At 61.8% G+C, this 25212-nt stretch carries 21 protein-coding genes and 2 tRNA genes; 14 read left to right on the top strand and 9 right to left on the bottom strand.

All coding sequences use genetic code 11. From position 1 onward, the window contains the following. Positions 1-42 precede the first annotated feature (42 nt). The 7 genes from dnaA (at position 43) to CGLAU_RS00040 (ending at position 11744) form a co-directional block, all read left to right on the top strand. Positions 43-1635 (top strand): chromosomal replication initiator protein DnaA, encoded by a 1593-nt coding sequence (gene dnaA / locus CGLAU_RS00005; protein ID WP_095658925.1) that lies wholly within the window; start codon positions 43-45, stop codon positions 1633-1635. 128 nt (positions 1636-1763) lie between these two features. Then, the gene (locus CGLAU_RS00010; protein WP_157731209.1) at positions 1764-4517 is read left to right on the top strand and encodes a vWA domain-containing protein; all 2754 of its coding nucleotides are present in this window, start codon (positions 1764-1766) and stop codon (positions 4515-4517) included. Positions 4518-5093: 576 nt separating this feature from the next. Further along, positions 5094-6293: a DNA polymerase III subunit beta gene (gene dnaN / locus CGLAU_RS00015; RefSeq protein ID WP_095658927.1), complete on the top strand. Its 1200-nt coding sequence runs from the start codon at positions 5094-5096 to the stop codon at positions 6291-6293. Positions 6294-6305: 12 nt separating this feature from the next. Then, positions 6306-7490 carry a DNA replication/repair protein RecF gene (gene recF / locus CGLAU_RS00020; RefSeq protein ID WP_095658928.1) on the top strand — a complete coding sequence of 395 codons (1185 nt, stop codon included), beginning with the start codon at positions 6306-6308 and terminating at the stop codon, positions 7488-7490. Further along, on the top strand, positions 7471-8088 hold the full coding sequence (locus CGLAU_RS00025; RefSeq protein WP_095658929.1) for a DciA family protein: 618 nt from the start codon (positions 7471-7473) through the stop codon (positions 8086-8088). Before recF ends, CGLAU_RS00025 begins: the two co-directional genes overlap by 20 nt. A gap of 708 nt (positions 8089-8796) precedes the next feature. Then, positions 8797-10875: a DNA topoisomerase (ATP-hydrolyzing) subunit B gene (gyrB, locus tag CGLAU_RS00035; RefSeq protein WP_095658930.1), complete on the top strand. Its 2079-nt coding sequence runs from the start codon at positions 8797-8799 to the stop codon at positions 10873-10875. A 56-nt stretch (positions 10876-10931) separates the two neighbouring features. After that, a complete protein-coding gene (locus CGLAU_RS00040; RefSeq protein WP_269768563.1) occupies positions 10932-11744 on the top strand; it encodes an alpha/beta fold hydrolase in 813 nt (270 codons plus the stop codon). Here CGLAU_RS00040 and CGLAU_RS00045 read toward each other — a convergent pair whose 3' ends face one another. The 5 genes from CGLAU_RS00045 to CGLAU_RS00060 form a co-directional block, all read right to left on the bottom strand. Next, positions 11745-12182, bottom strand: coding sequence for a DUF6918 family protein (locus tag CGLAU_RS00045; RefSeq protein ID WP_095658932.1), 438 nt, complete (start codon positions 12180-12182; stop codon positions 11745-11747). Between the two features lie 11 nt (positions 12183-12193). After that, positions 12194-12367: a hypothetical protein gene (locus tag CGLAU_RS12180; RefSeq protein ID WP_157731210.1), complete on the bottom strand. Its 174-nt coding sequence runs from the start codon at positions 12365-12367 to the stop codon at positions 12194-12196. Positions 12368-12579: 212 nt separating this feature from the next. Beyond that, complete coding sequence (locus tag CGLAU_RS00050) at positions 12580-13044, bottom strand: hypothetical protein (protein WP_157731211.1); 465 nt, start codon at positions 13042-13044, stop codon at positions 12580-12582. Between the two features lie 36 nt (positions 13045-13080). Next, entirely contained in the window at positions 13081-13353 is a 273-nt protein-coding gene (locus tag CGLAU_RS00055) for a TetR family transcriptional regulator (protein ID WP_095658934.1), read from the bottom strand. Next, positions 13350-13562, bottom strand: coding sequence for a CopG family transcriptional regulator (locus CGLAU_RS00060; RefSeq protein WP_095658935.1), 213 nt, complete (start codon positions 13560-13562; stop codon positions 13350-13352). Before CGLAU_RS00060 ends, CGLAU_RS00055 begins: the two co-directional genes overlap by 4 nt. Before the next feature lie 81 nt (positions 13563-13643). Here CGLAU_RS00060 and gyrA point away from each other — a divergent pair, with 81 nt between their 5' ends. The 6 genes from gyrA to CGLAU_RS00090 all read left to right on the top strand — a co-directional run bounded on the left by gyrA (position 13644) and on the right by CGLAU_RS00090 (position 20347). Then, entirely contained in the window at positions 13644-16355 is a 2712-nt protein-coding gene (gyrA, locus tag CGLAU_RS00065) for a DNA gyrase subunit A (protein ID WP_232507129.1), read from the top strand. A 3-nt stretch (positions 16356-16358) separates the two neighbouring features. Further along, complete coding sequence (locus CGLAU_RS00070; RefSeq protein ID WP_095658936.1) at positions 16359-16703, top strand: DUF3566 domain-containing protein; 345 nt, start codon at positions 16359-16361, stop codon at positions 16701-16703. Between the two features lie 69 nt (positions 16704-16772). Then, positions 16773-16846: transfer RNA gene (locus tag CGLAU_RS00075), tRNA-Ile, on the top strand. Between the two features lie 33 nt (positions 16847-16879). Beyond that, positions 16880-16952 (top strand) — tRNA-Ala (locus CGLAU_RS00080). Between the two features lie 287 nt (positions 16953-17239). Beyond that, entirely contained in the window at positions 17240-19039 is a 1800-nt protein-coding gene (locus tag CGLAU_RS00085; protein ID WP_095658937.1) for a beta-galactosidase, read from the top strand. A 102-nt stretch (positions 19040-19141) separates the two neighbouring features. Continuing rightward, on the top strand, positions 19142-20347 hold the full coding sequence (locus CGLAU_RS00090) for a beta-galactosidase (protein ID WP_157731212.1): 1206 nt from the start codon (positions 19142-19144) through the stop codon (positions 20345-20347). 52 nt (positions 20348-20399) lie between these two features. Here CGLAU_RS00090 and CGLAU_RS00095 read toward each other — a convergent pair whose 3' ends face one another. The 3 genes from CGLAU_RS00095 to CGLAU_RS00105 all read right to left on the bottom strand — a co-directional run bounded on the left by CGLAU_RS00095 (position 20400) and on the right by CGLAU_RS00105 (position 23639). Continuing rightward, on the bottom strand, positions 20400-20861 hold the full coding sequence (locus CGLAU_RS00095; RefSeq protein ID WP_095658939.1) for a hypothetical protein: 462 nt from the start codon (positions 20859-20861) through the stop codon (positions 20400-20402). 109 nt (positions 20862-20970) lie between these two features. Further along, on the bottom strand, positions 20971-23064 hold the full coding sequence (locus CGLAU_RS00100; RefSeq protein WP_095658940.1) for a YhgE/Pip domain-containing protein: 2094 nt from the start codon (positions 23062-23064) through the stop codon (positions 20971-20973). Further along, positions 23061-23639, bottom strand: a complete 579-nt coding sequence (locus CGLAU_RS00105) for a hypothetical protein (protein WP_095658941.1) — start codon at positions 23637-23639, stop codon at positions 23061-23063. The genes CGLAU_RS00100 and CGLAU_RS00105 overlap by 4 nt, the downstream gene beginning before the upstream one ends. 97 nt (positions 23640-23736) lie before the next feature. On the opposite strand from CGLAU_RS00105, the gene CGLAU_RS00110 reads away from it, so the two are divergent. Further along, complete coding sequence (locus tag CGLAU_RS00110; RefSeq protein WP_095658942.1) at positions 23737-24333, top strand: TetR/AcrR family transcriptional regulator; 597 nt, start codon at positions 23737-23739, stop codon at positions 24331-24333. Here the strand turns inward: CGLAU_RS00110 and CGLAU_RS00115 are convergent. Further along, positions 24330-25211 carry a hypothetical protein gene (locus CGLAU_RS00115; protein WP_095658943.1) on the bottom strand — a complete coding sequence of 294 codons (882 nt, stop codon included), beginning with the start codon at positions 25209-25211 and terminating at the stop codon, positions 24330-24332. The two genes, CGLAU_RS00110 and CGLAU_RS00115, sit on opposite strands and share 4 nt — an antisense overlap. Between the last annotated feature and the right edge of the window lies 1 nt (position 25212).

Genomic DNA, 25212 nt, shown 5'->3' on the forward strand with positions numbered 1-25212 from the left:
ATGTGCGGACGGATCAGGACAACGAGGCGGAAGGAGCGGGTAGTGGCAGACCAGCAACTCGAGGCACTTTGGCGCGACCTGGTTGCAGAACTCCTCCAACTCTCCGAACGCCCAAACTCACCCGTTCCCACGCTCACACACCAGCAACGCGCCTACCTCCAGTTGGTCAAGCCAGTAGTGCTTGTCGACGGCTACGCCATCCTTTCCGCACCGCACACCGCAGCCAAAACCGTGGTGGAGGAGTCGCTCGCCCCGCACATCGCGGCTCAGCTCCAAGCGCGTCTCGGCACCCCGTTCACGCTCGCGGTCTCGATCGCGGCTCCCGGCGTGCAGGAGGTCGGCCAGCCGCAGCAGGAGCCGCCGATCGCCCAGCCGCAGACAGAGTGGACCGCGACGCAGAGCTCCCACACGCTACACCCGCCGGCAGAATCGACGTACGGATTCACCGCACCCGGGGACCAGATCCCGATGGGGCTTGACGAGTTGGCGCAGATGCATGCGAGGCAAACGGAGGAAAGTGAGCGTCGACAAGCAAATGCTCACCCCACGGTGCCGCAGCGTATCCGCCGTGAGAAACCTGCGCACGACCCAGACCGTGAAGCAAGCCTGAACCCGAAGTACACCTTCGAGAACTTTGTGATCGGCTCCTCGAACCGCTTCGCCAACGGCGCCGCGGTAGCCGTGGCCGAGAATCCAGCGCGCGCATATAACCCACTGTTTATATGGGGCGGTTCTGGGCTTGGCAAGACACACTTGCTGCACGCGGCCGGCAACTACGCGCGCGTGCTCGAGCCGAACTTGAAGATCAAGTACGTGAGCTCGGAGGAGTTCACCAACGATTACATCAACTCCGTGCGTGATGACCGGCAAGAATCGTTCAAGCGGCGCTATCGCAACCTGGACATCTTGATGGTCGATGACATCCAATTTCTTGAGGGCAAGGAAGGTACGCAGGAGGAGTTCTTCCACACCTTCAACGCTCTGCATCAAGCGAACAAGCAGATCATCCTGAGTTCGGATCGGCCGCCGCGGCAGCTGACGACGCTGGAGGACCGTCTGCGCACGCGCTTTGAGGGCGGGCTGATTACTGACATTCAGCCGCCGGATTTGGAAACGCGCATTGCGATTCTGATGAAGAAGGCCGCGGCCGACGGGACGCAGGTGAGCCACGACGTGCTCGAGCTCATTGCGTCGCAGTTCGAATCATCAATTCGCGAGCTTGAGGGCGCGTTGATTCGCGTGTCTGCGTACTCATCGCTCATCGACGAGCCGATCACCATGGACGTCGCCCAGGTGGCGCTTCGGGACATCCTGCCGGATGAGAACGATGTAACCGTCACGGCGACCATTATCAAAGATGCCGCGGCAGAGTACTTCCAGGTCGGTGTAGAGCAGCTGACCGGTGCTGGAAAGACCCGGCATGTGGCACACGCGCGCCAAATCGCGATGTATCTGTGCCGCGAGCTGACTGACCTGTCGCTGCCGAAGATCGGCGACGAGTTCGGCGGCAAGGACCACACCACCGTGATGTACGCGGACCGGAAAATCCGGAAGGAAATGACCGAAAACCGCGGCACCTACGACGAGATCCAGGAACTCACGCAGTTAATCAAGAACCGCGCGCGGACGCGGTAGCGGTGAGAGGGTTTTTAATTAGCTAGGTAAAGCTTGTGTAACCCCTGAAAGATTCCATGTTCAGCCTGTAGACATGCATGGAAGCTCCCTGTACGCTTACCAGGTCCTATCTTTTCAGGGAGGAATACATGTTAATTCAGAATGGGAGCTCAGGCGGCAAAACGCGCCGCTTCTCCGACATTCGAAAATCTGTGGTTGCCGCAGTGACTGGTGTAGCGCTTGCGCTGGGGTCTGTTACGGCGGCACCTATGGCGGAAGCGCAACCGGCCGTCCAGCCGGATTATCCAGACGACTCTCGAGCTTGGGATCCGAAGCTTCCGTTCGGGCCCGGGCAGGACATCGCAAAAAACCCCTCGTTAACTCCTGGGATTTGCGGTGGCAAAAATGGCAATCTAAAGATTGCGCTCGTCTTCGATGTCTCCTCGTCAATCGGAGAAGACGGCCTTCGCGACACTAAATCTGCAGGGGACGCGGTGGTGACGGCGCTCAACGATGCACCTGTTCAAATTGGTATCTACAATTTCGGAACCAAGGCGCCCTCGTCCTACAGCGAAGGCGCACAGACGTTGGGTGGTCCACTAGCAGTCGGCTCGGAAGAGGTGCTGAAGGAAAAAATCGCGCAGCTAGCGATTCCAGCCCGACCGCGCATTCAAGGGACCAACTGGGATCGAGGTATCAGCCAGATTCCCACCGGAACCTATGACGTTGTCTACTTCATCACAGACGGATTGCCCACCGCATACGGTGACGCAGTTGGCAGCGTCGATACCCAACGTGGAGCGAACAACCGACCTGCTTTCAATCACGCTAATGGTGGTGCAGCGAACAAGGATTACGCTGCCGCGAAACTCGATGTCCAGGAAGCTGTGAAATCAGCAAACGCTCTTAAAGCATCCGGTACACGCATCGTGCCACTCGCGGTGGGCAAGGACGTTAAAGGCGATCTCGCTAGCACTTACCTCGAATACATCTCTGGACCAGGGAATGCAATTCCAGTCGATGATTACGGTCAGTTGACAAAACAATTGGTAGCTCAAGCAACTGAAGGCTGCGCGGGCGAAGTTACCATCCAGAAGCAGCTGACTGACGCTAACGGAAATCTCACAAACGATTCTCCCGCGGGTTTCTCGTTCGAAGCATCAGGGATTTCAGAGAAGTTCCACCTCACTAACACCACGGCGATCACCGGTGATGATGGGAAAGCTACCTTCGGTTACGTCGCACCTAATAACGCAGCAACAGGTTCTTTCACTATCAAAGAAGTCGGGACCGAGTTCAAAAACGTCTCCTGCACCTCGGCTGATGGTGAGCCTTGGGAGCGAAACGGCAACGATTTCATCGTCCCAGCAAAGGCTGGCGGCAAAGCTGAGTGTACCGTCACTAACCCTGCACCTGTGACAGTTACAGTCACGGAAACTACGACCGAGACACCGTCGACGGTAACCGAGACCACGACCGTAGAACCCATCACCACCACTGTGACTGAGATTCCCGAAGCGGTGACAACAGTTGAAATCACAACTGTTACTGAAATTCCGGAACCTTCAACGGTTGAGAAGACTGTGACCGAAACGCCGGATCCCGTCACAGTCACTGAAGTGCCGGATCCCCTCACCGAAACGCTGACCGAAACACCAGATCCAGAAACCGAAACAGTAACGGTGACGACAACAGAAACTCAAGAGCCGACTCCAACCACCGTCACCCAAACCACGACGCAAACAGAGACGTCAACGGCTACTCAGACGGAGACAGCAACGGAAACTGCGACCGCGACGGCCACTGCGACCCAAACTGAAACCGCGACGGCTACTCAGACGGAGACCGCGACCGCCACAGAAACGGCCACAGAGACCGAGACTCAAACAGACACGACAACCGCTACAGCCACAGAGACTGAAACGACGACGGCGACAACCACCGCTACGGACACGCAGGTTCTTACCTCCACTGAGACGACGACAGTTACTGAGGAACCAGTGACCGTGGTGGAGACCGTCACGCCTGCGCCGGTAACGGAGACAGTGACCGCTGAGGTAACGGTGGTCAACGAAATTCCAGGTAAACCAGTTACCGTCACCAATACTTCCACCGTTACGGAGACCGTCGACAACACTGTTGAGAAAACCGTGGAGCAGACGGTCAACAATACGGTGACGGAAACGGTCGACAACACCATCGAGAAGACGGTTGAGAAGACGGTGAACAACGTAGTTACGTCCGTCGTTGAAGGCGAACCAGTTACCGTCACCAACAATGCAACGGTTACAGAGACACAAACTGAGACCACCACGGTGGTTCCAGGTCGTGAGCCGGCTACCGCGACTGCAACTGTTACCGTCACCGAAACTGAAACGCAGGTCATCACCACCACCGTCAGCGCTGATGACGCAGGTGCAGGAAATGCAGGCGCGAAAGAAACCGTCACAGTGACAACCACCGCGGCACTGTTCCCAGGCTCATCCAATGATGGCGGGATGCTGAGCGGATCATCCATCGGTAGCGAGGGTGGTTCGTCAGCGAAAGGCATCGTCGATGACCGCTGCATCCCGGCAGCGATCGGTCTCACCATCCCGTTGCTGGCTCTGATCCCGCTGCATCTGCTGCAGCAGGTCTCGATCCCGGGCCTGGAAGCTTACTCGGCTGAGATCAACTCGCGTATCACGCAGGCGAACAACCAGATCCAACAGCAGCTCGGCATCTTCGACGAGAACACTGCACGTGCCGTTCAGGAGTTCAACGCCCAGGTGAATCGCATCACCGCAGAGAACCAGCAGATCCTGCAGTGGGCTGGTATTGCCGCCGCAGTCGTCGGCGTCGCAAGCTACCTGTTCTACTTCTGCGTGCCGCGCCCGGACGCTGAGCAGGGTTCCAGCAACTAGGACATAGTTCGGCTTCAATCCTCCCGAAGCCGAATCCCCCGGTTGTCGCACTTCATCACGGAGTGCAGCAGCCGGGTTTTTCTTATCCACAGGGTTATTCACACCTGTGTAATTACGACGGAGAAATTTGGTGACGTCGGCCACAGAGGCGCTTTTCCACAGATTCGAGGTCCGCGTCGGGAGATGGGGATAAGAAAGCGCCGCGTGTGGATTGGCGGTGGGGAAACCGGGGCGGTTTGTGGGATTCGTCGATAAGCGAAAATTGCTCCACAAGATTGCCGGGTTGTGCACAAGCGATCCACAAGCCGAATCACAAGATTGAATTGTGCTGCGACCGCGGCAAACCCGGCTCAATCCACAGTTTCAACACCGCTTACTGTTGTTACCGTTCTTTTTCCTTGTAATTCATCAAGAGAAAGAGAGGGTGTGCACAAGACTGCGCGCCTTGGCTCAGTGTGAGGCTCGCATGCTCGGGGATCGGCGAGGAAGCTTTAGAAATTTCGAGCATGCCCGCCTAGAGTGAAAACGTAATTTCAAGAATCCAGCACAACCGACCTCGAGGGAGCAGCCAGCAGCATGGTTGACATCGCCGGTGACAACGCCGTGTCGTTCCGCGTTCACAAGGAAGACCTGTCGGACGCTGTGGCCTGGGTTGCCAGGAGCTTGCCTACCAAAAACACACAGCCGGTGCTGCGAGCTGTGGTGATCACCGCCGACGACAACGGGTTGGAATTCGCGGGCTTTGATTACGAGGTTTCCAGCCGCGTGCGGATTGGCGCGGAGGTGGATCAGCCTGGCCGTATCGCGGTGGCCGGCAAACTGCTCGCCGACATTGTTTCCAACCTGCCGGCGAAGCCGGTTGAGGTGACCACCGAGGGCAACAAGATGAAGCTCAAGGGCGGGTCCGCGAAGTTCGAGCTGCCGCTGATGAGCCTCGACGACTACCCGCAGTTGCCGGAGCTTCCCGAGGTCACCGGCGAAATCGCCCCGGCTGCGCTAACTGCTGCGGTGACCCAGGTCGCGTCTGCTGCTGGCCGCGACGACACGCTGCCGATGCTTACCGGTATCCACATGGAGATCGCAGGCAACCACTTGAAGCTCACCGCGACGGACCGTTTCCGCCTGGCGCTGCGCTCCCTGGAGTGGGAGCCGGCCGGAGCGGACACCGAGGCGAAACTGCTGATTCCGGCGAAAACGCTGCTGGATAACGCGCGCACGCTGGACACGCACATCGATGACCCAGTGCAGATCGCCGTCGGTGGAACCGGCAACGTCGGCGCCGAGGGCCTGTTTGGTCTGCGTACCGGCAACCGCGAGACCACCACCCGCATGCTCGACGCGGACTTCCCGAACGTGGCGCCGCTGCTGCCGAAGGCGCACACCTCGATTGCCACGGTGGAGATCGCGCCGCTGCTGGAGTCCATCCGCCGCGTGTCCTTGGTCGCCGACCGCAACGCGCAGATCCGCCTGCACTTCCGCGAAGGCGAGCTCGCGCTCCACGCCTCCGGTGCGGATTCCGGTGAAGCGCAGGAAACGCTGCCGGCCGCATTCACCGGCGCGGACGAACTGCTCATCGCGTTCAACGCCGGCTACCTGCGTGATGGGCTTTCCGTCATCGGCACCGATCGCGTCATGTTCGGTTTCACCGAGGCCTCACGACCGGCGATCATGGTCCCCGAGCCGGAGGATCTCCCGGAGGCCAATGCCGACGGCACGTTCCCCACCCCGGACACCTTCTTCACCTACTTGCTCATGCCGGTGCGCCTGCCGGGTTAAACCCTCACTCCGTTGTACGTCGCCGAACTTGACCTGCGAGATTTCCGCTCCTGGCCGGAACTGCACCTTGATCTTGAGCCGGGTGTCACCGTCTTCGCCGGTCGCAACGGTCACGGCAAAACCAACATCGTCGAGGCGCTCTATTACACCTCCCACCTGCGCAGCCACCGCGTTTCAGGCGACGGCCCGCTGATCGGAGCGCAGGCAAGCAACGCGCGCATCTCCGCGACCACAATCAACGAGGGCCGCGCGCTGACCACCCACTTGCTGATCCAGCACAGCGGCGGCAACCAAGCGCAGATCAACCGCACTCGCCTGAAATCGCCCCGCGAACTCGCGGGAGTGCTGCGCACCGTGATGTTCTCGCCGGAGGATCTCCGCCTGGTCAACGGCGAGCCGTCTGAGCGCCGCCGCTTCCTCGACGACCTCGCCGCACTGCGCACGCCGCGCCTCGGCGGAGCGCGCGCCGACTACGAGAAGGTCCTGCGCCAACGCAATGCACTGCTCCGAAACTCCAACATGGCGCTGCGCCGCGGTTACAGCGACGACACCGGCGCCAGCGCGCTGAGCACACTCGACGTCTGGGACGGTCAGCTCGCAGCGTACGGCAGCCAGGTGCTCGCCGGTCGCATGTTGCTTATCGACGCCCTGTCCGACCTCATCACCGAGGCCTACGCCGCCGTCGCCCCGGAGTCGCGCCCCGCGGCGGTACAGATCAAGTCCACGCTGGACCGAGCTGTCGCCGAGCTCGCGGGCGGGGAAACCAGAGACCCAGCGATCTTCGAGGCAGCGATGCTCTCCGAGTTGGGCCGGCGCCGCTCGGAGGAGATCGACCGCAGCACGACGCTGGTCGGCCCGCACCGCGATGACCTCGTGCTCATGCTCGGTGATAACCCGGCGAAGGGCTACGCCTCCCACGGCGAGACCTGGTCCTACGCGCTCGCGCTGCACCTCGCGGAATACCAGCTGCTCAGCTCAGATGGCTCCGACCCTGTGCTCATCCTCGACGACGTGTTTGCAGAACTCGACGCGAAGCGCCGCGAGCGCCTGGTCCACGTCGCTGAGGGTGCAGAGCAGGTGCTGATCACCGCCGCGGTTGGCGACGATCTACCGGGCAACCTCGACGACGCCGTCACCGCGCGCTACGCCGTGACCATGGATGAAGGGGTGAGCAGCATTGAGCGATCTGATCAGTGACACCTTTGAGCTGTGGCGCGAGACAGCTCGGCGGCGGGGTGGGCGCTTGCCGGATCTGTCGCGGCAGGGCACGTCGGTGGTGCCGAGGCGCAGCGTCGGAAAATCTGCGGTGACTAGCTCGGCGGCGGGGGAATCGCAGGTGAAGGTTCCGGGATTGGCGTTGGACGAGGCGTCGATAAGCAAAAAGCCCCAACCCCTGCGAGGCCGGCCAACTGGGCAGGATGGCCGTGCGATTCCGCGTGGGTACAAGGTGGATTCGCTGGGTGCGCTGCTGGGGCGCGAGATTCGCAAGCGCGACTGGAGCGAAAACATGGCCTACGGGTGGGTGATGGGCAATTGGGAATCGCTGGTGGGTGTCAAGATTGCGCAGCACACCGAGGTGAAGATGATCAAAGAGGGCGAGGTGCACATCGAGTGCGACTCGACCGCGTGGGCGACGCAGCTGAAGTACATGCAGTCGACGGTGCTGAAAGCGATCGCGGAAAAGGTTGGTGCCGGTGTGATTACCAAGCTGCATATCTACGGGCCGAAAACGAAGTCCTGGCGCAAGGGTCCGCTGCATGTGCCGGGGCGGGGGCCGCGGGATACGTACGGATAAAAGCGGGCGTCAGGGTCGCTGCATGCGGACCAACTGGACGCGGGAGTGGTGAGCGATCCACTTCGCAGCAGCTGGCTCGATCCAGTTCGCAACATTGTTGATGGCCTGCACCTGACGGTCAAGATTGGCAGTCTCATGAGCTTGGTTGGGGAAAACCAAGGACTCATGGTGGGCGCATCGATTGCGAAGTCTGTAACCAGAATGGTCCGTATCCACCTTGCCCGACTGGCACTTCCAATACGTCATGAACCCGATTCCGTAAAAGGACCTCTACGTGTTGAATGTCCTCAAGAAAAGCTTTTGCAGGTGGGTATTCTACAAATACAAAGACTCGGGAGACTGGTGAAAGCTATAACGGGCCATTCTGTCTGTGGAGAACCATCTGTCGAGGTCCACTCCGCGTGGTCCGTTTACTTTATTGCTCATAGTCCTGTAAACTTTCCCCCGAAAGCCCCGGAGCGATCCCTACGGAAACGTACATCGCCGGGGTTATTGAACTTTCACGACGAGTTTATCCCCTAGCAGAGTCGCGCGCCTGCCCCGGTTTAGATACCCCGACGCTGAAATCCGCGCGAGAAACGCCCTCTCGCGCTTTGAAGCGCTACCGGGCATAGACCCCCAACGGTGTAAGATGAGACGGGTTAAAACGCTTCACAGCGCGCCGGAGTGCTGAGAAGTCAAGAAAGTACTAGAGGAGAGTCCGTTTCCGTGGCTGAACAAGAACCGCATTATGACGCCTCATCAATCACCATCCTCGAGGGCCTCGAGGCCGTGCGTAAGCGCCCGGGCATGTACATCGGTTCCACCGGTGTCCGCGGTTTGCACCACCTGGTGTGGGAGGTTGTGGACAACTCGGTAGATGAGGCGATGGCGGGCTACGCCGATCGCGTCGATGTGACGCTGCTGGCAGACGGTGGTGTCGAGGTCGTGGACAATGGCCGCGGTATCCCGGTGGAGATGCACCCGTCGGGCGCGCCGACCGTCCAGGTCGTGATGACCCAGCTGCACGCTGGTGGCAAGTTCGACTCCGAGTCCTATGCGGTCTCCGGCGGTCTACACGGTGTGGGCATTTCCGTGGTCAACGCGCTGTCCACCCGCGTCGAGGCCGACATCAAGCGCGACGGCAAGCACTGGATCCAGCACTTCGACAATGCCGTGCCAGACGAGCTCGTCGAAGGCGGCAACGCCCGCGGCACCGGTACCGCGATCCGCTTCTGGCCGGACCCGGAGATCTTCGAAACCGTCGAGTTCAACTACGACACCATCGCGCGCCGCCTCCAGGAAATGGCTTTCTTGAACAAGGGCCTCACCATAACCCTCAAGGACGAGCGGGTCACCGATGAGGAGCTTGAGCTCGAGGCCATCGCGGAAGAGGGCGACACCGCAGCGCTTCTCGACGAGCCGACGTTCGACGACGACACCGTCACCGAGCGGGTGGACACGCCGTCCCCGGATTCCGCCGACGAGGTCGCCCCGGAAACCAAGCGCAAGCGCGAGAAGAAGGTGACCCACCACTACCCGAACGGTCTGATCGATTACGTAGAGTACCTGAACAAGGGCAAGACGGAGATCCACCCGACGATCATCGGTTTCGAGCAGAAGGGCAGCGAGCACGAGGCTGAAATCGCCATGCAGTGGAACGCCTCCTACAAGGAGTCGGTGCACACCTTCGCCAACACGATCAATACTCATGAGGGCGGAACGCATGAAGAGGGCTTCCGCGCGGCGCTGACCAGCATGATGAACAAGTACGCCCGCGACCACAAGCTGCTCAAGGACAAAGAGCCCAATCTGACCGGCGACGATTGCCGCGAGGGTTTGGCCGCCGTCATCTCGGTTCGAGTGGCTGACCCGCAGTTTGAGGGTCAGACCAAGACGAAGCTGGGCAACACCGAGATCAAGGGCTTTGTCCAGCGCGCGGTGAACGAGAACCTCTCGGACTGGTTCGACGCGAATCCGGCCGAGGCGAAGGCGATCGTGAACAAGGCTGTGCAGTCTTCGCAGGCGCGCCAGGCGGCGCGAAAGGCGCGTGACCTGGTCCGTCGTAAATCCGCGACCGACCTGGGTGGCCTGCCGGGCAAGCTTGCCGACTGCCGTTCGAAAGACCCGCTCAAGAGCGAGCTCTTCATCGTGGAGGGCGACTCCGCAGGTGGTTCCGCGAAGGGTGGCCGCGATTCGATGTACCAGGCGATCCTTCCGCTGCGCGGCAAGATCCTGAACGTGGAGAAGGCACGCATGGACCGCGTGCTGAAGAACGCTGAGGTCCAGGCCATTATCACCGCCCTGGGCACCGGCATCCACGACGAATTCGACATTGAGAAGCTGCGTTACCACAAGATCGTGCTCATGGCCGATGCCGATGTGGACGGCCAGCACATTGCGACCCTGCTGCTGACCTTGCTCTTCCGCTTCATGCCGCAGCTGATTGAGGAAGGCCACGTGTACCTGGCCAACCCGCCGCTGTACAAGCTCAAGTGGCAGAAGGGGCAGCCGGGTTACGCGTTCTCCGACCGCGAGCGCGACGAGCAGCTCGCTGCCGGACAGGAGGCTGGCCGCAAGATCAATACGGACGACGGCATCCAGCGCTACAAGGGTCTCGGCGAGATGAACGCCAAGGAGCTGTGGGAGACCACCCTGGATCCAGAGACCCGCATTCTGCGCCGCGTGGATGTCGAGGATGCCCAGCGCGCCGACGAGCTGTTCTCCATCCTCATGGGTGATGACGTGGCCGCGCGCCGCAGCTTCATCACCCGCAAGGCAAAGGACGTTCGCTTCCTCGACGTCTAAAGCACTTTCGCTATCCTCGGCAAAAGTATCCGCCCCAGCCCGAGGAGCCGTAACCCATCGACACCTACCCCGCATCCAGCCAGCACGGCGACCGCCCGCTCGTCGTCATCTTCCCCGGCATGGGCATGGGCGCACGCTACTACCGCCCAATTGCCGGGGCGCTCGCAGACGCCGGGTTCCCCACAGCTATCGGAGAGCTCCGCGGCCAGGGCGAGAGCCCCGCCGTCGCCTCCCGCTCCAACCAGTGGGGCTACCACCACGTCGCAGCGGAGGACTATCCAGCCACGATCAGGCAGGCTAAGCAGGAGCTTACGCTTGACGACGACACGCCTGTCATCCTCCTCACCCATTCAATGGGCGGACAAGTGGGCACCCTTTTCATGGCGCGTCCAGAGGCTAAGGAGTGCAATGTGGTCGGCATGCTCGGCGTTGGCGCCGGCAATCCGTGGCACAAGGCGTTTCCGTTGCGTGACAAGCTGAAGTACGGCTTGGGCATCCAGTTCATCTGGCTCGTTGCGCAGGTCCTGGGCTATTGGCCGGGAGACAAGATCTCAGTCGGCGGCAGCTGGGGCCGCCATCCGCGCACTTACATCAATGAGTGGGCGCGCATGAACCGCACTGGCAAGCGCGGGAAACTCGCGGGCGCGGACATGGATTACATCAAGGCGATGAAGCGTATCGACGTGCCGGTGGTGCTCACCCGTTTCACCAATGACCGTGACTGCACGGTCGCTTCCGCGCAGTCGTTGGCCGATCAGGTCTCCGGAGCCACCGTCGAAGAGCTCGACGGTGGGCTTGGCCATAATCGGTGGGCGAGGGAACCGCGTGCCGTCGTTAAGCGAATGCTCGAGTTTGCTGACGAGCTGTAGTTACTTGGCGTGGCGCTCGATGATGTCGCCGAGCTCGGGCAGGGCGGGAGAGACGATCTTGCCGGCCTTGCCGCGCAGGGTGGAGTAGGCCTTTTGCATTGCCGACGGCATGTCGGACGTGGCCTTGTCCGCGGCGCCGAGCATCGCTTCGACGACTTCGTTTTCGCGCGAGACCAAGTAGCTGCCAAAGCCCTGGGTGTCGGAGGACTCGTAGCCGCTCCAGAACGGCGCGAGCTCTTCGGTGATCTGGGGGAGGAGGCGGTTGACGCCCTTGGGGATGGCGTCGGCATCGGCCTTCTTACCTGCAGCGACGGCAGACTTCAGGGCCATGCCGGTGAGGCCGGATTGGTTGGACACGGTTTTGTCGATCAGCTCCGCCAGCTCGGTGACGACGGTCTGGCGGGTATCACCCTCAAGCAGGGCATTCAAGTTAGTCATGTGCACCGAGTCTAGCGGCTGGTGGGCTGCGGGCTGCGGGCTCGTTGCGAACGCGCAGAGAGCGCGTCACGAGCGGCAAGCGAAAACGGCCCTCGCCGGCTCTCGTGAGCGTTGGCGTTGGGCCGTTCGATCGGGTGTCGTAGCTCTTCCACCACAGCACCCGGCTCCTGAATCACATCAGTCACACGAGTCACTGTAACCACAACGGGCACAACCGTATCATGCGTCCCATGGGTCCGCCACTTTCGGGGGAGTGTTGGCGCTTTCACTACTCGGCGACTGCACGGCCCCGCTTTAACCCCAATTCTTCAGCACCAAGTTGGTGTTAAAGATCGCGATAAACCCCAACTTGGTGCTTGAAAGTTGGGGTGGAAGGGATCGGAAGGGGAGTGGCGGGTTAGTGCGGTGCGTTGATCAGGGCGAGGACGCGGTCGACATCGATGATGCGGTTGCCCTCGGAAGAGCCGGCGACCTGGGAGAGACCGAACTGCGCGGCGGCGTTGTCCACGGCCTGGCGCAGCGGCGGGGTGGCATCGACGATGACCTGCAGGGCAGCGGCGGCCGCGGCCAGCGCGATCGCGAGGGAAATCGGTGCGATGCCGGTGTAGGCGCTGCCCAGCGGGGTTTGCTTCGGCACATCGACACCCGGATTGTCCGGGTCGAGGCGGTAGTCCCGCTCGGAGGAGCCGCGGGTGCTGCTCAGTGCGCTCGAGAGCTCGAGGGCTGCGGTCTGGGCGGAGGCAGCCGGGGCGACGGTGACAGCGGCGACGGCGGCGACGGCACCGGTGGCCAACGCGGCGGTGACAGCGGTTGCGGCAGCCGCGGTTTTCATCCGCGCGGCGGGGGTCAGCGATCGTTTCATGGTGGTCACTCTAGGACACGGGGGCACTTACGGCGGCTAATCACCTTCCGCCCAGCGCGAATACACGTCCTGCGCCACGTCGGCAAAGGCCGAGTTGTGGTTGGTCAGGGGCTGCAGTTGCACGATGGTGTCGTGAAGCGAACTGCTCCCCTCGGTGACTGACCCGCAAACCGGCACTCCATGGATGCGCGCGCCGGGGACGGCTGCGGCTGCGGCGAGCGCGGCGAAGGAGCGGATGTGCACCTTATATACGGCGCAGAACTCGTCGGCGATGGCGAGGAGCTGCTCGGGGGAGAGGGCGCGCGTCATTCGCGGGCCTGCCTGATGCGGGACTCGGTGGCGCGGTACTCGGGAATGTGCTCGCGGGCAAGGGCCTGGACGGCGGCGGTGTCCAGCATGCGCGAGGCGGCGGTGAGCACCGCGCGCCGGGCGGCCTCCTGTTTAGAACAGCCCCATGCGGAGGCGAGGAGGACCAACGCGGTGTCCTCGTCGGCGGTGAGTCGAAGCGTCATAGCCATACCATTTTGATACCACGGCGGAGACGGAGAAACGCTCTACGGGCGTTAGAATGCAGGTGAAGCAACCAAGAAAGGGATTTTATGGCTGACGACACCCTGAGCGGCGACGGCTTCGACCGCATCCAACCCATTGACATCAACGAGGAGATGCAGACGAGCTACATCGATTACGCGATGAGCGTGATCGTGGGCCGCGCCCTGCCGGACGTGCGCGACGGCATGAAGCCGGTACACCGGCGCATCATCTACGCGATGTACGACAACGGCTACCGCCCCGAGCGCTCCTACGTGAAGAGCGCGAAGCCGGTCGCCGACACGATGGGTAACTATCACCCACACGGCGACAGCGCGATCTACGACACCCTCGTTCGCATGGCTCAGCCGTGGTCCATGCGCTACCCGCTTGTCGACGGCCAGGGCAACTTCGGTTCCCCAGGCAACGACGGCCCGGCGGCGATGCGTTACACGGAGTGCAAGCTCACGCCGATCGCGATGGAGATGGTGCGCGACATCCGCGAAAACGCGGTCGACTTCGTGCCCAACTACGACGGCAAGACGCAGGAGCCAACGGTGCTGCCGTCGCGCGTGCCGAACCTGCTGATGAACGGCTCCAATGGCATCGCCGTGGGCATGGCCACCAACATCCCGCCGCACAACCTGGGCGAGCTGGCGGATGCGATCATCTGGATCCTGGAGAACCACGAGGCCGACGAGCGCGCCACGCTCGATGCCGTCATGGAGCGCGTGAAGGGCCCCGATTTCCCGACGGCTGGCCTGATTGTCGGCGACGCCGGCATCAAGGACGCCTACACCACCGGCCGCGGCTCGATCCGCATGCGCGGCGTCACCGAGATCGAAGAGGTAGGCAACCGCCAGGTCATCGTGATCACGGAGCTGCCGTACCAGGTCAACCCGGACAATTTCATCCAGTCCATTGCCACCCAAATCAAGGACGGCAAGATGGCTGGCATCTCGGACATTGACGACGAATCCTCCGACCGCGTCGGCATGCGCATCGTGGTCACCCTCAAACGCGACGCCGTGCCGCGTGTGGTGCTGAACAACCTGTACAAGCACTCCGCGCTGGAGACGAATTTCTCCGCGAACATGCTCTCCATCGTCGACGGCGTGCCGCGCACCTTGCGCCTCGACCAGATGCTGCGTTACTACGTCAAGCACCAGATCGAAGTCATCGTTCGCCGCACCCAGTACCGCCTCGACGAGGCCGAAAAGCGCGCGCACATCTTGCGCGGACTGGTCAAGGCACTGGACATGCTCGACGAGGTCATCGCGCTGATCCGCAGCTCAGCCACCGTCGATGATGCTCGACAGGGGCTCATCGAGCTTCTCGACGTCGACGAGATCCAGGCAAACGAGATCCTGGCGATGCAGCTGCGTCGACTCGCAGCGCTGGAGCGCCAAAAGATCGTTGACGATCTCGCCGAGATTGAGAAGCAGATCGCCGACTACAAGGACATCCTGGCCAAGCCCGAGCGCCAGCGCGCGATCGTGGGCGAAGAGCTGCGCGAGATCACCGAGAAGTACGGCGACGAGCGCCGCACCCGCATCGTGGCCGCCACCGGCGATGTCACCGAGGAAGACCTCATTGCGCGCGAGAATGTGGTGGTCACCATCACCTCCACCGGCTACGCCAAGCGCACCAAGGTCGATTCCTACAAGAGCCAGAAGCGTGGCGGCAAGGGCGTGCGCGGCGCTGAGTTGAAGCAGGACGACGTGGTGAAGAACTTCTTCATCTGCTCCACGCACGACTGGATCCTCTTCTTCACCAACTTCGGTCGCGTCTACCGACTCAAGGCCTACGAGCTGCCGGAGGCGGGCCGCACCGCACGAGGCCAGCACGTGGCCAACTTGCTGGAGTTCCAGCCGGAGGAAAAGATCGCCCAGGTGATCCAGATCCAGTCCTACGAGGACGCGCCGTACCTGGTGCTGGCGACCCGCGACGGCCGCGTGAAGAAGTCGCGTCTGACTGACTACGAGTCCGCTCGCTCCGCCGGCCTGATCGCGATCAACCTCAACGAGGGCGACGCGCTGATCGGCGCTGCGCTCGCAGGCGAGAACGATGACGTTTTGCTGGTCTCCGAGCAAGGCCAGTCGATCCGCTTCACCGCCGATGACGAGCAGCTGCGCCCGATGGGCCGCGCAACCGCCGGCGTGAAGGGCATGCGTTTCCGCGGCGATGACCAGCTGCTGGCCATGACCGTGGTCCACGACGGCGAATTCCTGCTGGTGGCTACCTCCGGCGGATACGGAAAGCGCACGCCGATCGAGGAGTACAACCCGCAAGGCCGCGGCGGCATGGGTGTGATGACGTTCAAGTACACCCCGAAGCGCGGAAAGCTCATCGGTGCACTCGCAGTGGAAGAGGACGATCAGATCTTCGCCATCACGTCGGCTGGCGGTGTCATCCGTACGGAGGTTGCGCAGATCCGGCCGTCGTCACGCGCGACGATGGGCGTGCGACTCGTCGACCTTGCGGACGGCGTCGAGCTCCTGGCCATCGACAAGAACGTCGAAGACGAGGGCGAGGAAGAAGCAACCGCAGTGGCCAAGGGCGAGAAGACGATGGAGGAAGCCCAGGAGGCGACCTCATCGGCGCACGGCCACGAGAACTCGAGCACCCAATCCGCTGACGGCCAGGGCTCGGAGCTTGGCGTCTCCGGAGAGCGCTGGGAGGACAACGATCCGATTGAGACCGGCATCACTGATGCATCTGGTGAGGGCGACGCGGAGGCAAACGTCGATTACGATCCTGAGGATGATGACGAGGAGTAACGCATGGCCGCACGAAAAGTAGCGGTAAAGCACGTCGGGGTGGGATCGGTGTTCAAGGTGGCAACGATCCTCGCCTTGATCGGGTTTGTCGCGTGGATGATCGCCGCGACCGTAATTTACTTCGGTCTCGAGCGCGCCGGCGTGATCGAATCCATGAATTCGCTCATCGGCGGAGTCGGCGGTGACCAGGTCATCGACATGGGCTTGGTGCTTTCTGCAGCCGGCCTCGTTGGGCTGATCGGTGTGGTGTTCACCGCAGTGATGGCGCCGTTGGCCACCGTGATCTACAACGCAATCGCGGATCTCGTGGGCGGGATTACTTACACGATGTCCAACCGCGTCGGCTAGACGAAATAGGGCGCTACCTGGCGATTTGGTGCCTACGCCGTCGCTGGGTAATGTTCTATCTCGTCCAACGGGCCTATAGCTCAGTCGGTTAGAGCGCATCGCTGATAACGATGAGGTCGCAGGTTCGATTCCTGCTAGGCCCACGGTGTAAGCTACAATGTGGTTTCACACTTCAAGGGGCATTAGCTCAGTTGGTAGAGCACCTGCTTTGCAAGCAGGATGTCAGGAGTTCGATTCTCCTATGCTCCACAAATCGCTCCCTCTGTTTCGGCAGGGGGAGCTTTTCGCCTTGCGACGGGCGAAACTGTCCCCATTTGGGGGACGCGGGCACTCGCTGGCGCAATTCGTCGATAAGCAATCGAAGCTTGTGAGCGCACTGCTGATTTGTGTTCTGGTGAGGCTGGTGTGTACACCCCGAGGGTGTAACCTCGATGCACTTATCTGCGCCTTTCTTCTATTCACGTTACCCTCACGTTATACTCAGGTTACTTTTCTGAGACAAAAGACGGAAAACGCGTTTAAAGGCGGAAAACTCTATGGGCACTCACGTCTCCCACAGCCAGTTCGAGCGGCTGAAGTTTCTGATGCTGGCGGCACCGCGAGCCGCCAAGGCAACCATTGCGGCCTGCGTGGTGACGGCGCTGGTCGCCTCAGCCATGTGTGCGGCGGAAGCAGGCGCACAGGAGTATCCTTCATCATTCCGCGATACCAACGGTGTCGGCATTGTGACGAAGGTGTTCGACGACTCGACCAGTGCCGCTGAGGTGGAGGAGTCCTTCCGCACCGCAAAGGAAATGGGTGTGGAGTGGACCCGTGTGGGCGCGGCTTGGTACCACATTGAGCGCGAACCTGGCCAGTACAACTGGAGGTTCCTCGACCAGACCATCGCAATGGCGGAGAAGTACGACATCAACGTGATGATGCAGGTCACCACCGCACCGGAGTGGGCAACCGGCTTGAGCAGTATGTCGCCTGCCCAAAAGCGCTCGCTCGGTCACTATCCCGATACCTACGCACCGAAACCGGAGTTTTACGACGACTACGCGAACTTCTTCGCCGACGTCGTTGAGCGCTACGCGCCCCGCGGCATTGTGGATTACGAGGTGTGGAATGAACCGGCGCTCGCGGGCTTCTGGAAGGAAGACACCAACAACCGCATGCCCAGCCCGGAGAGCTACACCCAGCTCCTGAAGGAGACATACCCGGCAGCCCACCGTGCGTACAGTGGCGTCAACGTGATCGCCGGCGGCCAGGTTGTTCTGCCGACGGAGGCGGACGGGTCCCGCATCAACGCCGTGGAGTACCTCAAGCGCATGTACGCTGCGGGCGCAGGGGGCTACTTCGACTCTCTGGCGCACCACCCGTACGGCATTGACTCTCCGGAGTGGATCTGGAACGGCTGGGCATACATGTACAACGAACCGAAGACGAACAACGCTCCGCGGGACACCCTGCACTCGGTGATGAGCGCGCACGGTGACGGGGATAAGGAAATCTGGCTCACCGAGCTCGGTCAGGACACCCGGCACGGATGGGTGGACGAGAAGATGCAGGCGGAGCGCTACCAGCTCTACCTCGATGCGTGGGGAGACACCCCCAACATCGGCCCGATGATCTTCTACAGCCTCCAGGACAAGAAGTCCTACGGTAACAGCTTCGACAAGGAGGACTACTTCGGCGTGATCCGTGACGACGGCTCCTGGAAGCCGGCCGCGATGGCGATCAAGAGCTACACCAACGCCGCAGAATCCGGGACGGTTCCTCGCGCAGCAGCACCAGCGCCAGCGCCAGATCAGGCGCCAGTACCCGCGCCCGCACCGGCGCCGGCGCCGCTGGATGCACCCGTCGGCACCACGCCGGATGTCGAACAGGGCACGCCGGTACCACCTGCAGCCCCCAAGCCGCGGACGCAGGCACCTACCCAGCCGAACAATCCATTCGTTCCGGAAACTCCAGCCCTGGAAGACGCCCCTGCAGCCGACCCAGAGGCACCGCTTGTCGACGAAGCGTTCGCGGAGGAAGCACCCGTCATCGGCCCAGTGCCACCTGTGACTTGGCCAACGCTGGAAAACCCGCGCGCTTCGGATCCCACACTCGCACCGGCTCCTGCGCCGGTTCCCGCACCTGCCCCGGTTCCGGAAGCATTGGTTGAACCGCGGCCGGAAGCTCCGGCCCCGCCGTCTGCACCTGCGGAAGCCCAGCCAGACGCACCAGCGCGAGCAGTGCAGCCAGAAGCCACAACTGGACCAGCTATTGGCCTGGCACCGCTGGGTATGGCCCTGCTCCTATTCATCCGCACCCAGATCTGGAAGTGGCTCACCGGCTACCTGAAATAGTGCGGGGGCGGGAGATTACCCGCCTACCGTTCATTGATCCGCGCTGTGAGTTGTTACGCTTACTTACTCTCATAGAGTGATGACGCGGATGGGAGAAGAGAGATGGGTAGCGGGTTTTCTAGCGCAAGCAATCGACCGCGCTTCGGCGGATTGTCGCGGGCGACTCGGGCTCTCGCGGTATTCGCAGCACTCACGGTCGTCTTTGTCACGTCAACCTGCATCTCAGAGCACTCTGAGACGGAAAATGACAACGGCGTCGGCGTCATTGTCAAGGCATTCGACCACGGGTACTCGGATGATGAGGTCGAAGAGTCTTACGAAAACGCGGTTGAAATGGGGGCGAGGTGGACTCGCGTGGTCGTGCCCTGGTACTACGTTGAGCCGAGCCCTGGTGAGTACAACTGGGACTCCACAGATAAGAGCGTCGCCGCGGCGAACAAGCACGGAATGAACGTGCTCATCCAAGTCTCTACAGCTCCCGAGTGGGCGACCGGGGTTGACAAGCTTGCGCCGGAGGAGCGTGAGTCACTCCAACCCGGAATGGACACGTATGCTCCGACACCGGACCACTACGACGACTATGCGCAGTTCTTTGCCAAAGTGATCAAGCGCTACAGCAAGAAGGGCGTGAGCGACTACGAGGTCTGGAACGAGCCCGGATCGGCCGGTTTCTGGAAGGACAGCCCGGACAACCCCAAAGCCAGCCCAGAAAGCTACGCGCAGCTGCTGAAGCACGCGTACCCGGCGGCGCATAAGGCAAACCGCGATGTAAATGTCATCGCCGGCGGGCAGGTGGTCTTGCCGACCGAGGCCGACGATTCCGTCATCGGCGCAACCGAGTACCTCAAGCGGATGTACGCTGCTGGCGCGCAGGGGAACTTCGACTCGCTGTCGCACCACCCGTACGGCATCAACTCGGAAGAGTGGGTATGGAACGGTTGGGATTACATGTTCGGCGATCAACCGACCCTCAATGCCCCAGCGGACAACCTTTACTCACTCATGCGGGCTAATGGTGACGGGGACAAAGACATTTGGCTCACAGAGGTCGGCCAAGACACGGTGCGCGGCACCGCCGACGAGACGATTCAAGAGGAACGCTACAGCCAATACCTCAACACCTGGGGGCAGTCGCACAATGTCGGCCCGATCCTCTTTTATCACATCGAGGATAAGAAGCAGTACAACGCTAGCGAGAACAAAGAGGACTACTTCGGCGTGATCCGTGAAGACGGCTCGTGGAAACCAGCCGCTTGGGCGATCAAGTACTACACCGAAACGAACCCGCCGAAGGAGATGCGCGACTAGGGCCGTTCGCATGGGCCCCAGGGACCCCGTGGGCCCAGCGCGGCTCGTGCGACTACTTGCGCGGCAGCGCCATCAGCGCCGCGCCGATGGCCACCAGCCAGGCATCCTTCGACAGCGACAGACCGTCGTGGGACGGGCGGATGCCGTCATCCTCGGTCATTTGGTCGTTACCGAAGTACATGGTGAGCAGCCCCGCGCCGAAGGTAGCGAGGCCCAGACCAGCGAGACGGTTGGGCACAAACGGAAGGAGCAGCGCAGCGGCGAGGGCGGTCTCGCTCGCGGCGAGGGTCTTGGCAAAGGTCTCCGGGTCGAACTCGTCGAGCGCCGGGATGCCGGTGGCTGCCATGTCCTGCAGACCCTCAGCCGTTTCCTTGTCGGCGCCGAACTTACCCAGACCTGAGTTGAGAATGTACAGGCCGAGGGGCGCGCGCAGCGTCGCAGAGGCGAAGCCGAGGTTGGTCTTGTCTTGCTTAGAGAAGATGCTGACCGGGAGAAGGTTCAGGGGGTTGAACATTGTGAAATCCTTTTCGGTACTTGGTTGTAGGAGCTTTTCGCTTTACGACGGTACCGAAAACGCTTCGACAGCACTCTACCGCCACCGGTTGGGGCTGTTTCAGGCGCGGCTAGACCGAGATCTCGGGGTAGATATCCTTCTCTGTCGGGCGCCGCAGCGCGCGCAGACCCAGGCACGAGACCAGCCACGAACCGATGGCAAGCGCAACCAGCACGATGACCGCCCGGTGCATGCGCGGATCTGTTACCGCGGAGCCAAAGAGCGCGAAGCGCGTGAGGTCGACCACGTACGTCATCGGGTCCAGCTTGTGCACCCACTGGATGAACTCCGGCTGCACTTCCGGCGGGTAGAGGCCGTTAGAGGCCACCAGCTGCAGCGACATCAGGGCCATCGTGATCAGACGACCCACTGAGGCGCCGAAGACCGCGTTGAGGGCGAAGATGGTGGTGATGAACGCCCAGGAGGCGAACATCAGCACGGCGAAAAGCCAACCCGGGTGCTTGGGTTGCACATCGAGCACGAAGACCTGCACGACCCACAAGGCAATCACCTGAGCGAGACCGATGAGGTAAGCCGGAACCAGGGTGTTCAAAGCGACACGTGTCGGCAGGGCGCCGGAATCGATCGCGCGACGCGACAGCGGTGGGAGCACCATGAACATGATCAGGCCGCCGAACCACAGCGACAGCGACAGGAAAAACGGCGACAGGCCGCGACCGAAGAATGTCAGCTCGTCACCCACCTGGTTCACAACGACCGGGTTTGAGGCATTTTCCACAGCCATATCAAGACGCTCGCCTTCCCACCGCGGCGCCTTCTCTGCGCCCTCGGAGAGCTTCAGGGAGAGCTCGCCGGTGCCGTCGGAAAGCTGCACGAGGCCGTCGCTAAGCTCGCCCATTCCCACAACTAGCTGGTCTGAGCCTTCCGCAAGCTTCGAGGTGGCATCCGCAGCCGCGTTCGCCGCAACGACGAACGCCGATGTACCGTCCTTGAGCTTGGTCACGCCGGCCAGGAGCGTGCCGGAACCCTCGTCCAGTGCCGCAAGGCCCTTGGCCAGCGTCTCTGCTGCGCCGACGGCGGTGTTCATACCGGAGAGGTATTCGGATTCGGGGTCGTGGAGCTGGTATGCCACCTGGTGCGCGCCGTCCTGTAACAGCGTGAGTTGGCTGACTAGATCAGAACCGGCGGCAGCGCCGAGCGTGCCGGAGTTCAGCTGCGCGCGGGTGGCGCGCGCCTGCTCCGCGATCAGCTCGGATCCCGGGATGGGGGAGCGGTCGAGGTCTTCAATGACCTGTGCCAGCGAGGAGTCGATGTCCTCGTACGCCTGCTGTGCTGCGCTCAACGTACCAGCGAGGTCTGCGATCTTGTCCACGCCGCCGGCAACCTGCTCGGCACCGGAGCCGAGGGTGTCGGTAGCGGTCTTGAGTTTGCCCAGGCCGTCGGACAGCTGCTGGGCTCCGTCTGCGGCGGTGCCCAAATTCTCGTTCAGCTGCTGTGCGCCGTTCTGCAGCTCGCTGACGCCGTTGTCGAGTTCGCCGGCCGCTTCCGGAAGCTGCTGGGCCTTCTCGTTGAACTCGTTCAGACCATCGTTTAGACGACCAGCACCGTCGTCGAGCTGGCCAGCTCCGTCCTTTGCCGACTGCGCTCCGTCGTCAAGCTGGCTCGCGCCATCTTTGGCCTGGTCCATGCCGTCGCCGATGGTGTTGAAGCCAACGAAAAGCTGGTTCACCACTTCAGCGCCGATGCTGTGCGAGACGGCCTCCGCAACTTGGGTGGTAGCGGTGCTGCCGAGCATGGTGGGGATGAAACCGTTGGTCTCATTCAGCGTGACGTTGATCTTGGCCTGACGCGGGTTGTCCGACTGCACACTGGTCGCGGCATCGGTGAAGTCCGTTGGCAGCTCCATGGCTAAGTAGTACGTGCCGTTTTCCACGCCTTCTCGCGCTTCATCGGCGCTGACTACGTGGAAGTCCATCGGACTTTCCGCCACGAGTTCGTCGACGACCTTTTGGCCCGCGTCGCCTTCATCTGAGTTCACCAGCGCTACCGGCACTTTGTGGAAGTTGCCGAGGGGGTCGAAGTAGCTCCAGACGAAAAGGCCGCCGAACAGGAGCGGCAACAGCGCGATGGCAATCAGTGCAAGCGGCGGCAGGGTGCCGTGGAAGAATTTTCGGAAGTTAGTGCCGATGTGAAGTCCGCTCATTGCTCCTCATTCACGGTGGTCACGATGACGGGCAGGTACGACGCTACTACCTCAAGGTCATCCATAATTTGGCGGCGCAGGGCCATTTTCTTCACCTGGTCGACGTCATCGACCACGAGTAGCTCGGCGTTCGGCCGGGATACGAGAGCAAGCAGGATCCGGAGACGGAACCGATCCATCACGCCCAGTTCGCCGACCGTCTTGTCAACGTTCAGCTCTTCGAGGCGTAGCGGCTCCAGCCACGGCTGGACGTATTTGTGGCCCAGGATGTCCTTCGGTACACGGGCGAAAAACGGCTGAGCCCATGCGACCTGTTCTCGTATTGATTCCCGGACGGAAACCTGCCGCTCCAGGGTGTCAATGAAGTCCGCGCCGGCCAACGCGGTGCGTTTAAAACCAGGACCGTCCACGGTGCCGGAATAGGGCTTGAAACGGTCCGCGAGCGCCATCGCGAGCCGGGAACCGCCCGCCTCGCGACGCGTCTGCACGATGGTCAGCCCCTCTTCCGCAACCAGCGTCACCGGGGTGCCACCCTTGCGCACCACAAGGTCCTGCGTGGTGAGTACTACTGTCATCCTTGCTCCAGACGGAGGGTTAGCTATCACTTAAATCCGGTGTTATCATCCTCGCCACTAGCAGTCGTGTCAAAAGTAACGGGGAGGAGGTGGAACTGTGCGCGCAGATGCACGCGCAAAACGCGCTCAAATCATCACCGCCGCCATGCGGCAGTTCCGCACCCGGCCAGCCTCGGCGGTGACCATGGAAGGCATAGCCGCAGAGGCCAATGTCGGTATCGCCACCGTGTATCGCCACTTTCCGTCTCGGTCCGAGCTGCGCCAAGCGTGTGCCCTTGAACTCATCCACGTGCTCGACGAGTTCCTCGACAACTCACTTGCAGCTTTCGATGATGCTCCCCACGAGCAGTGGGAGAGCTTTGTTTGGAAGCTGGTGGATTACGGCGTGGGCATGCTCGTCGGCGCGTTGGTCAACGAGATGCCCGGAACGATTGACGCTGAGGTAGCGGCAAGACGCGACGAATTCTTCGACAGGGTCCAGGCGTTGCTCGACAATGCGGCCGCACACGGGTTGGTTGACCCGGGTCTGCGGCCGCTAGAACTCGCCTCCGAGCTGATCGTGGTCACCCGTCCGATGAACGAACAGCTCAATGCCCTGTTTCCCGATGTCCGGGAGCGGCTCGTGCGCCACCTCTTACTAGCGTGGCGTGCGCCGCGAGTGGACATTCAGCACACTCAGCTCAACAGCGCTTAACGCTTCGCGTCGTTGTCCTTGCGCAGCGCGTGGCGGCCGGAAGCGCCGATGGTGGTGTCGGCATCTGAGGTCTTATCGCTGCGGTTGCCCGAACCGGTGTCGCGCAGCACATCGCTCTTCACCTCGCTCCTCGTGTGACGCGGCTCGGTTACCTCACGCTGCGAGTCCTCGAGGGTGTCAAGGGTGGTCAGCTGCTCGTCGATGGAGGTGAGCAGCTCCTCGTCGCGCTCAGCCGGTTCCTCACCGAGCGGGCCTGCAGAGCCGTGCATGTCCGCCTTCGGGCGCATGTCGTTATCCGAGTCGTTGGTCACCCGTGCACCGGTCGCAGTGCTCGCGGTCTCGGTGGTGGTGGAGTACACCAAGGTGGAGTTGCCCTTCGCATCGGTTTCCGTGCGGGTCGGAGCCGGCCGGGTAGTCTTCGTTGCTTGTTTGCCGGAACCGCCGTTGACCATGTCGGAGAGCCAGAACTCCCACGCGGCCCACGCAGCGGCAGCTGCGCCTGCGACGCCGAGGCTGATGCCAATGAACTTGCCGACACCGCCGCTGCTGTTGTCTTTTTCCTGCTGCTTCGCCGCGTGCTTCAGTGCCTCCCGGCGTGCCTTGCGGTCCGGTGCGGCAGCGGCGAAGGCAGCGCGGCGGCGATCGAGGCGGTCGTGTGCGTCGCGGGTCAGGTCGCCCGCGTTCGCACGCGCGGTACCGTGCAGCTCCTCCAGGTCGTCGATGCCAAGCTCGTCGGCGAGGTCGCCCAGTTTGCCGTCTTTCAGTGCATCGAGCAGAGCGTCGTAGGTCTTGCGCTGCTGTTTTGAGTCGCTATTGCGGTGCATGTTGTACGCGCCGGCGGCGGCGCCCATTGCCAAGCGAAGCATGATCCGGTTCATG

Source organism: Corynebacterium glaucum, from assembly GCF_002287505.1.
GTDB lineage: Bacteria > Actinomycetota > Actinomycetes > Mycobacteriales > Mycobacteriaceae > Corynebacterium > Corynebacterium glaucum.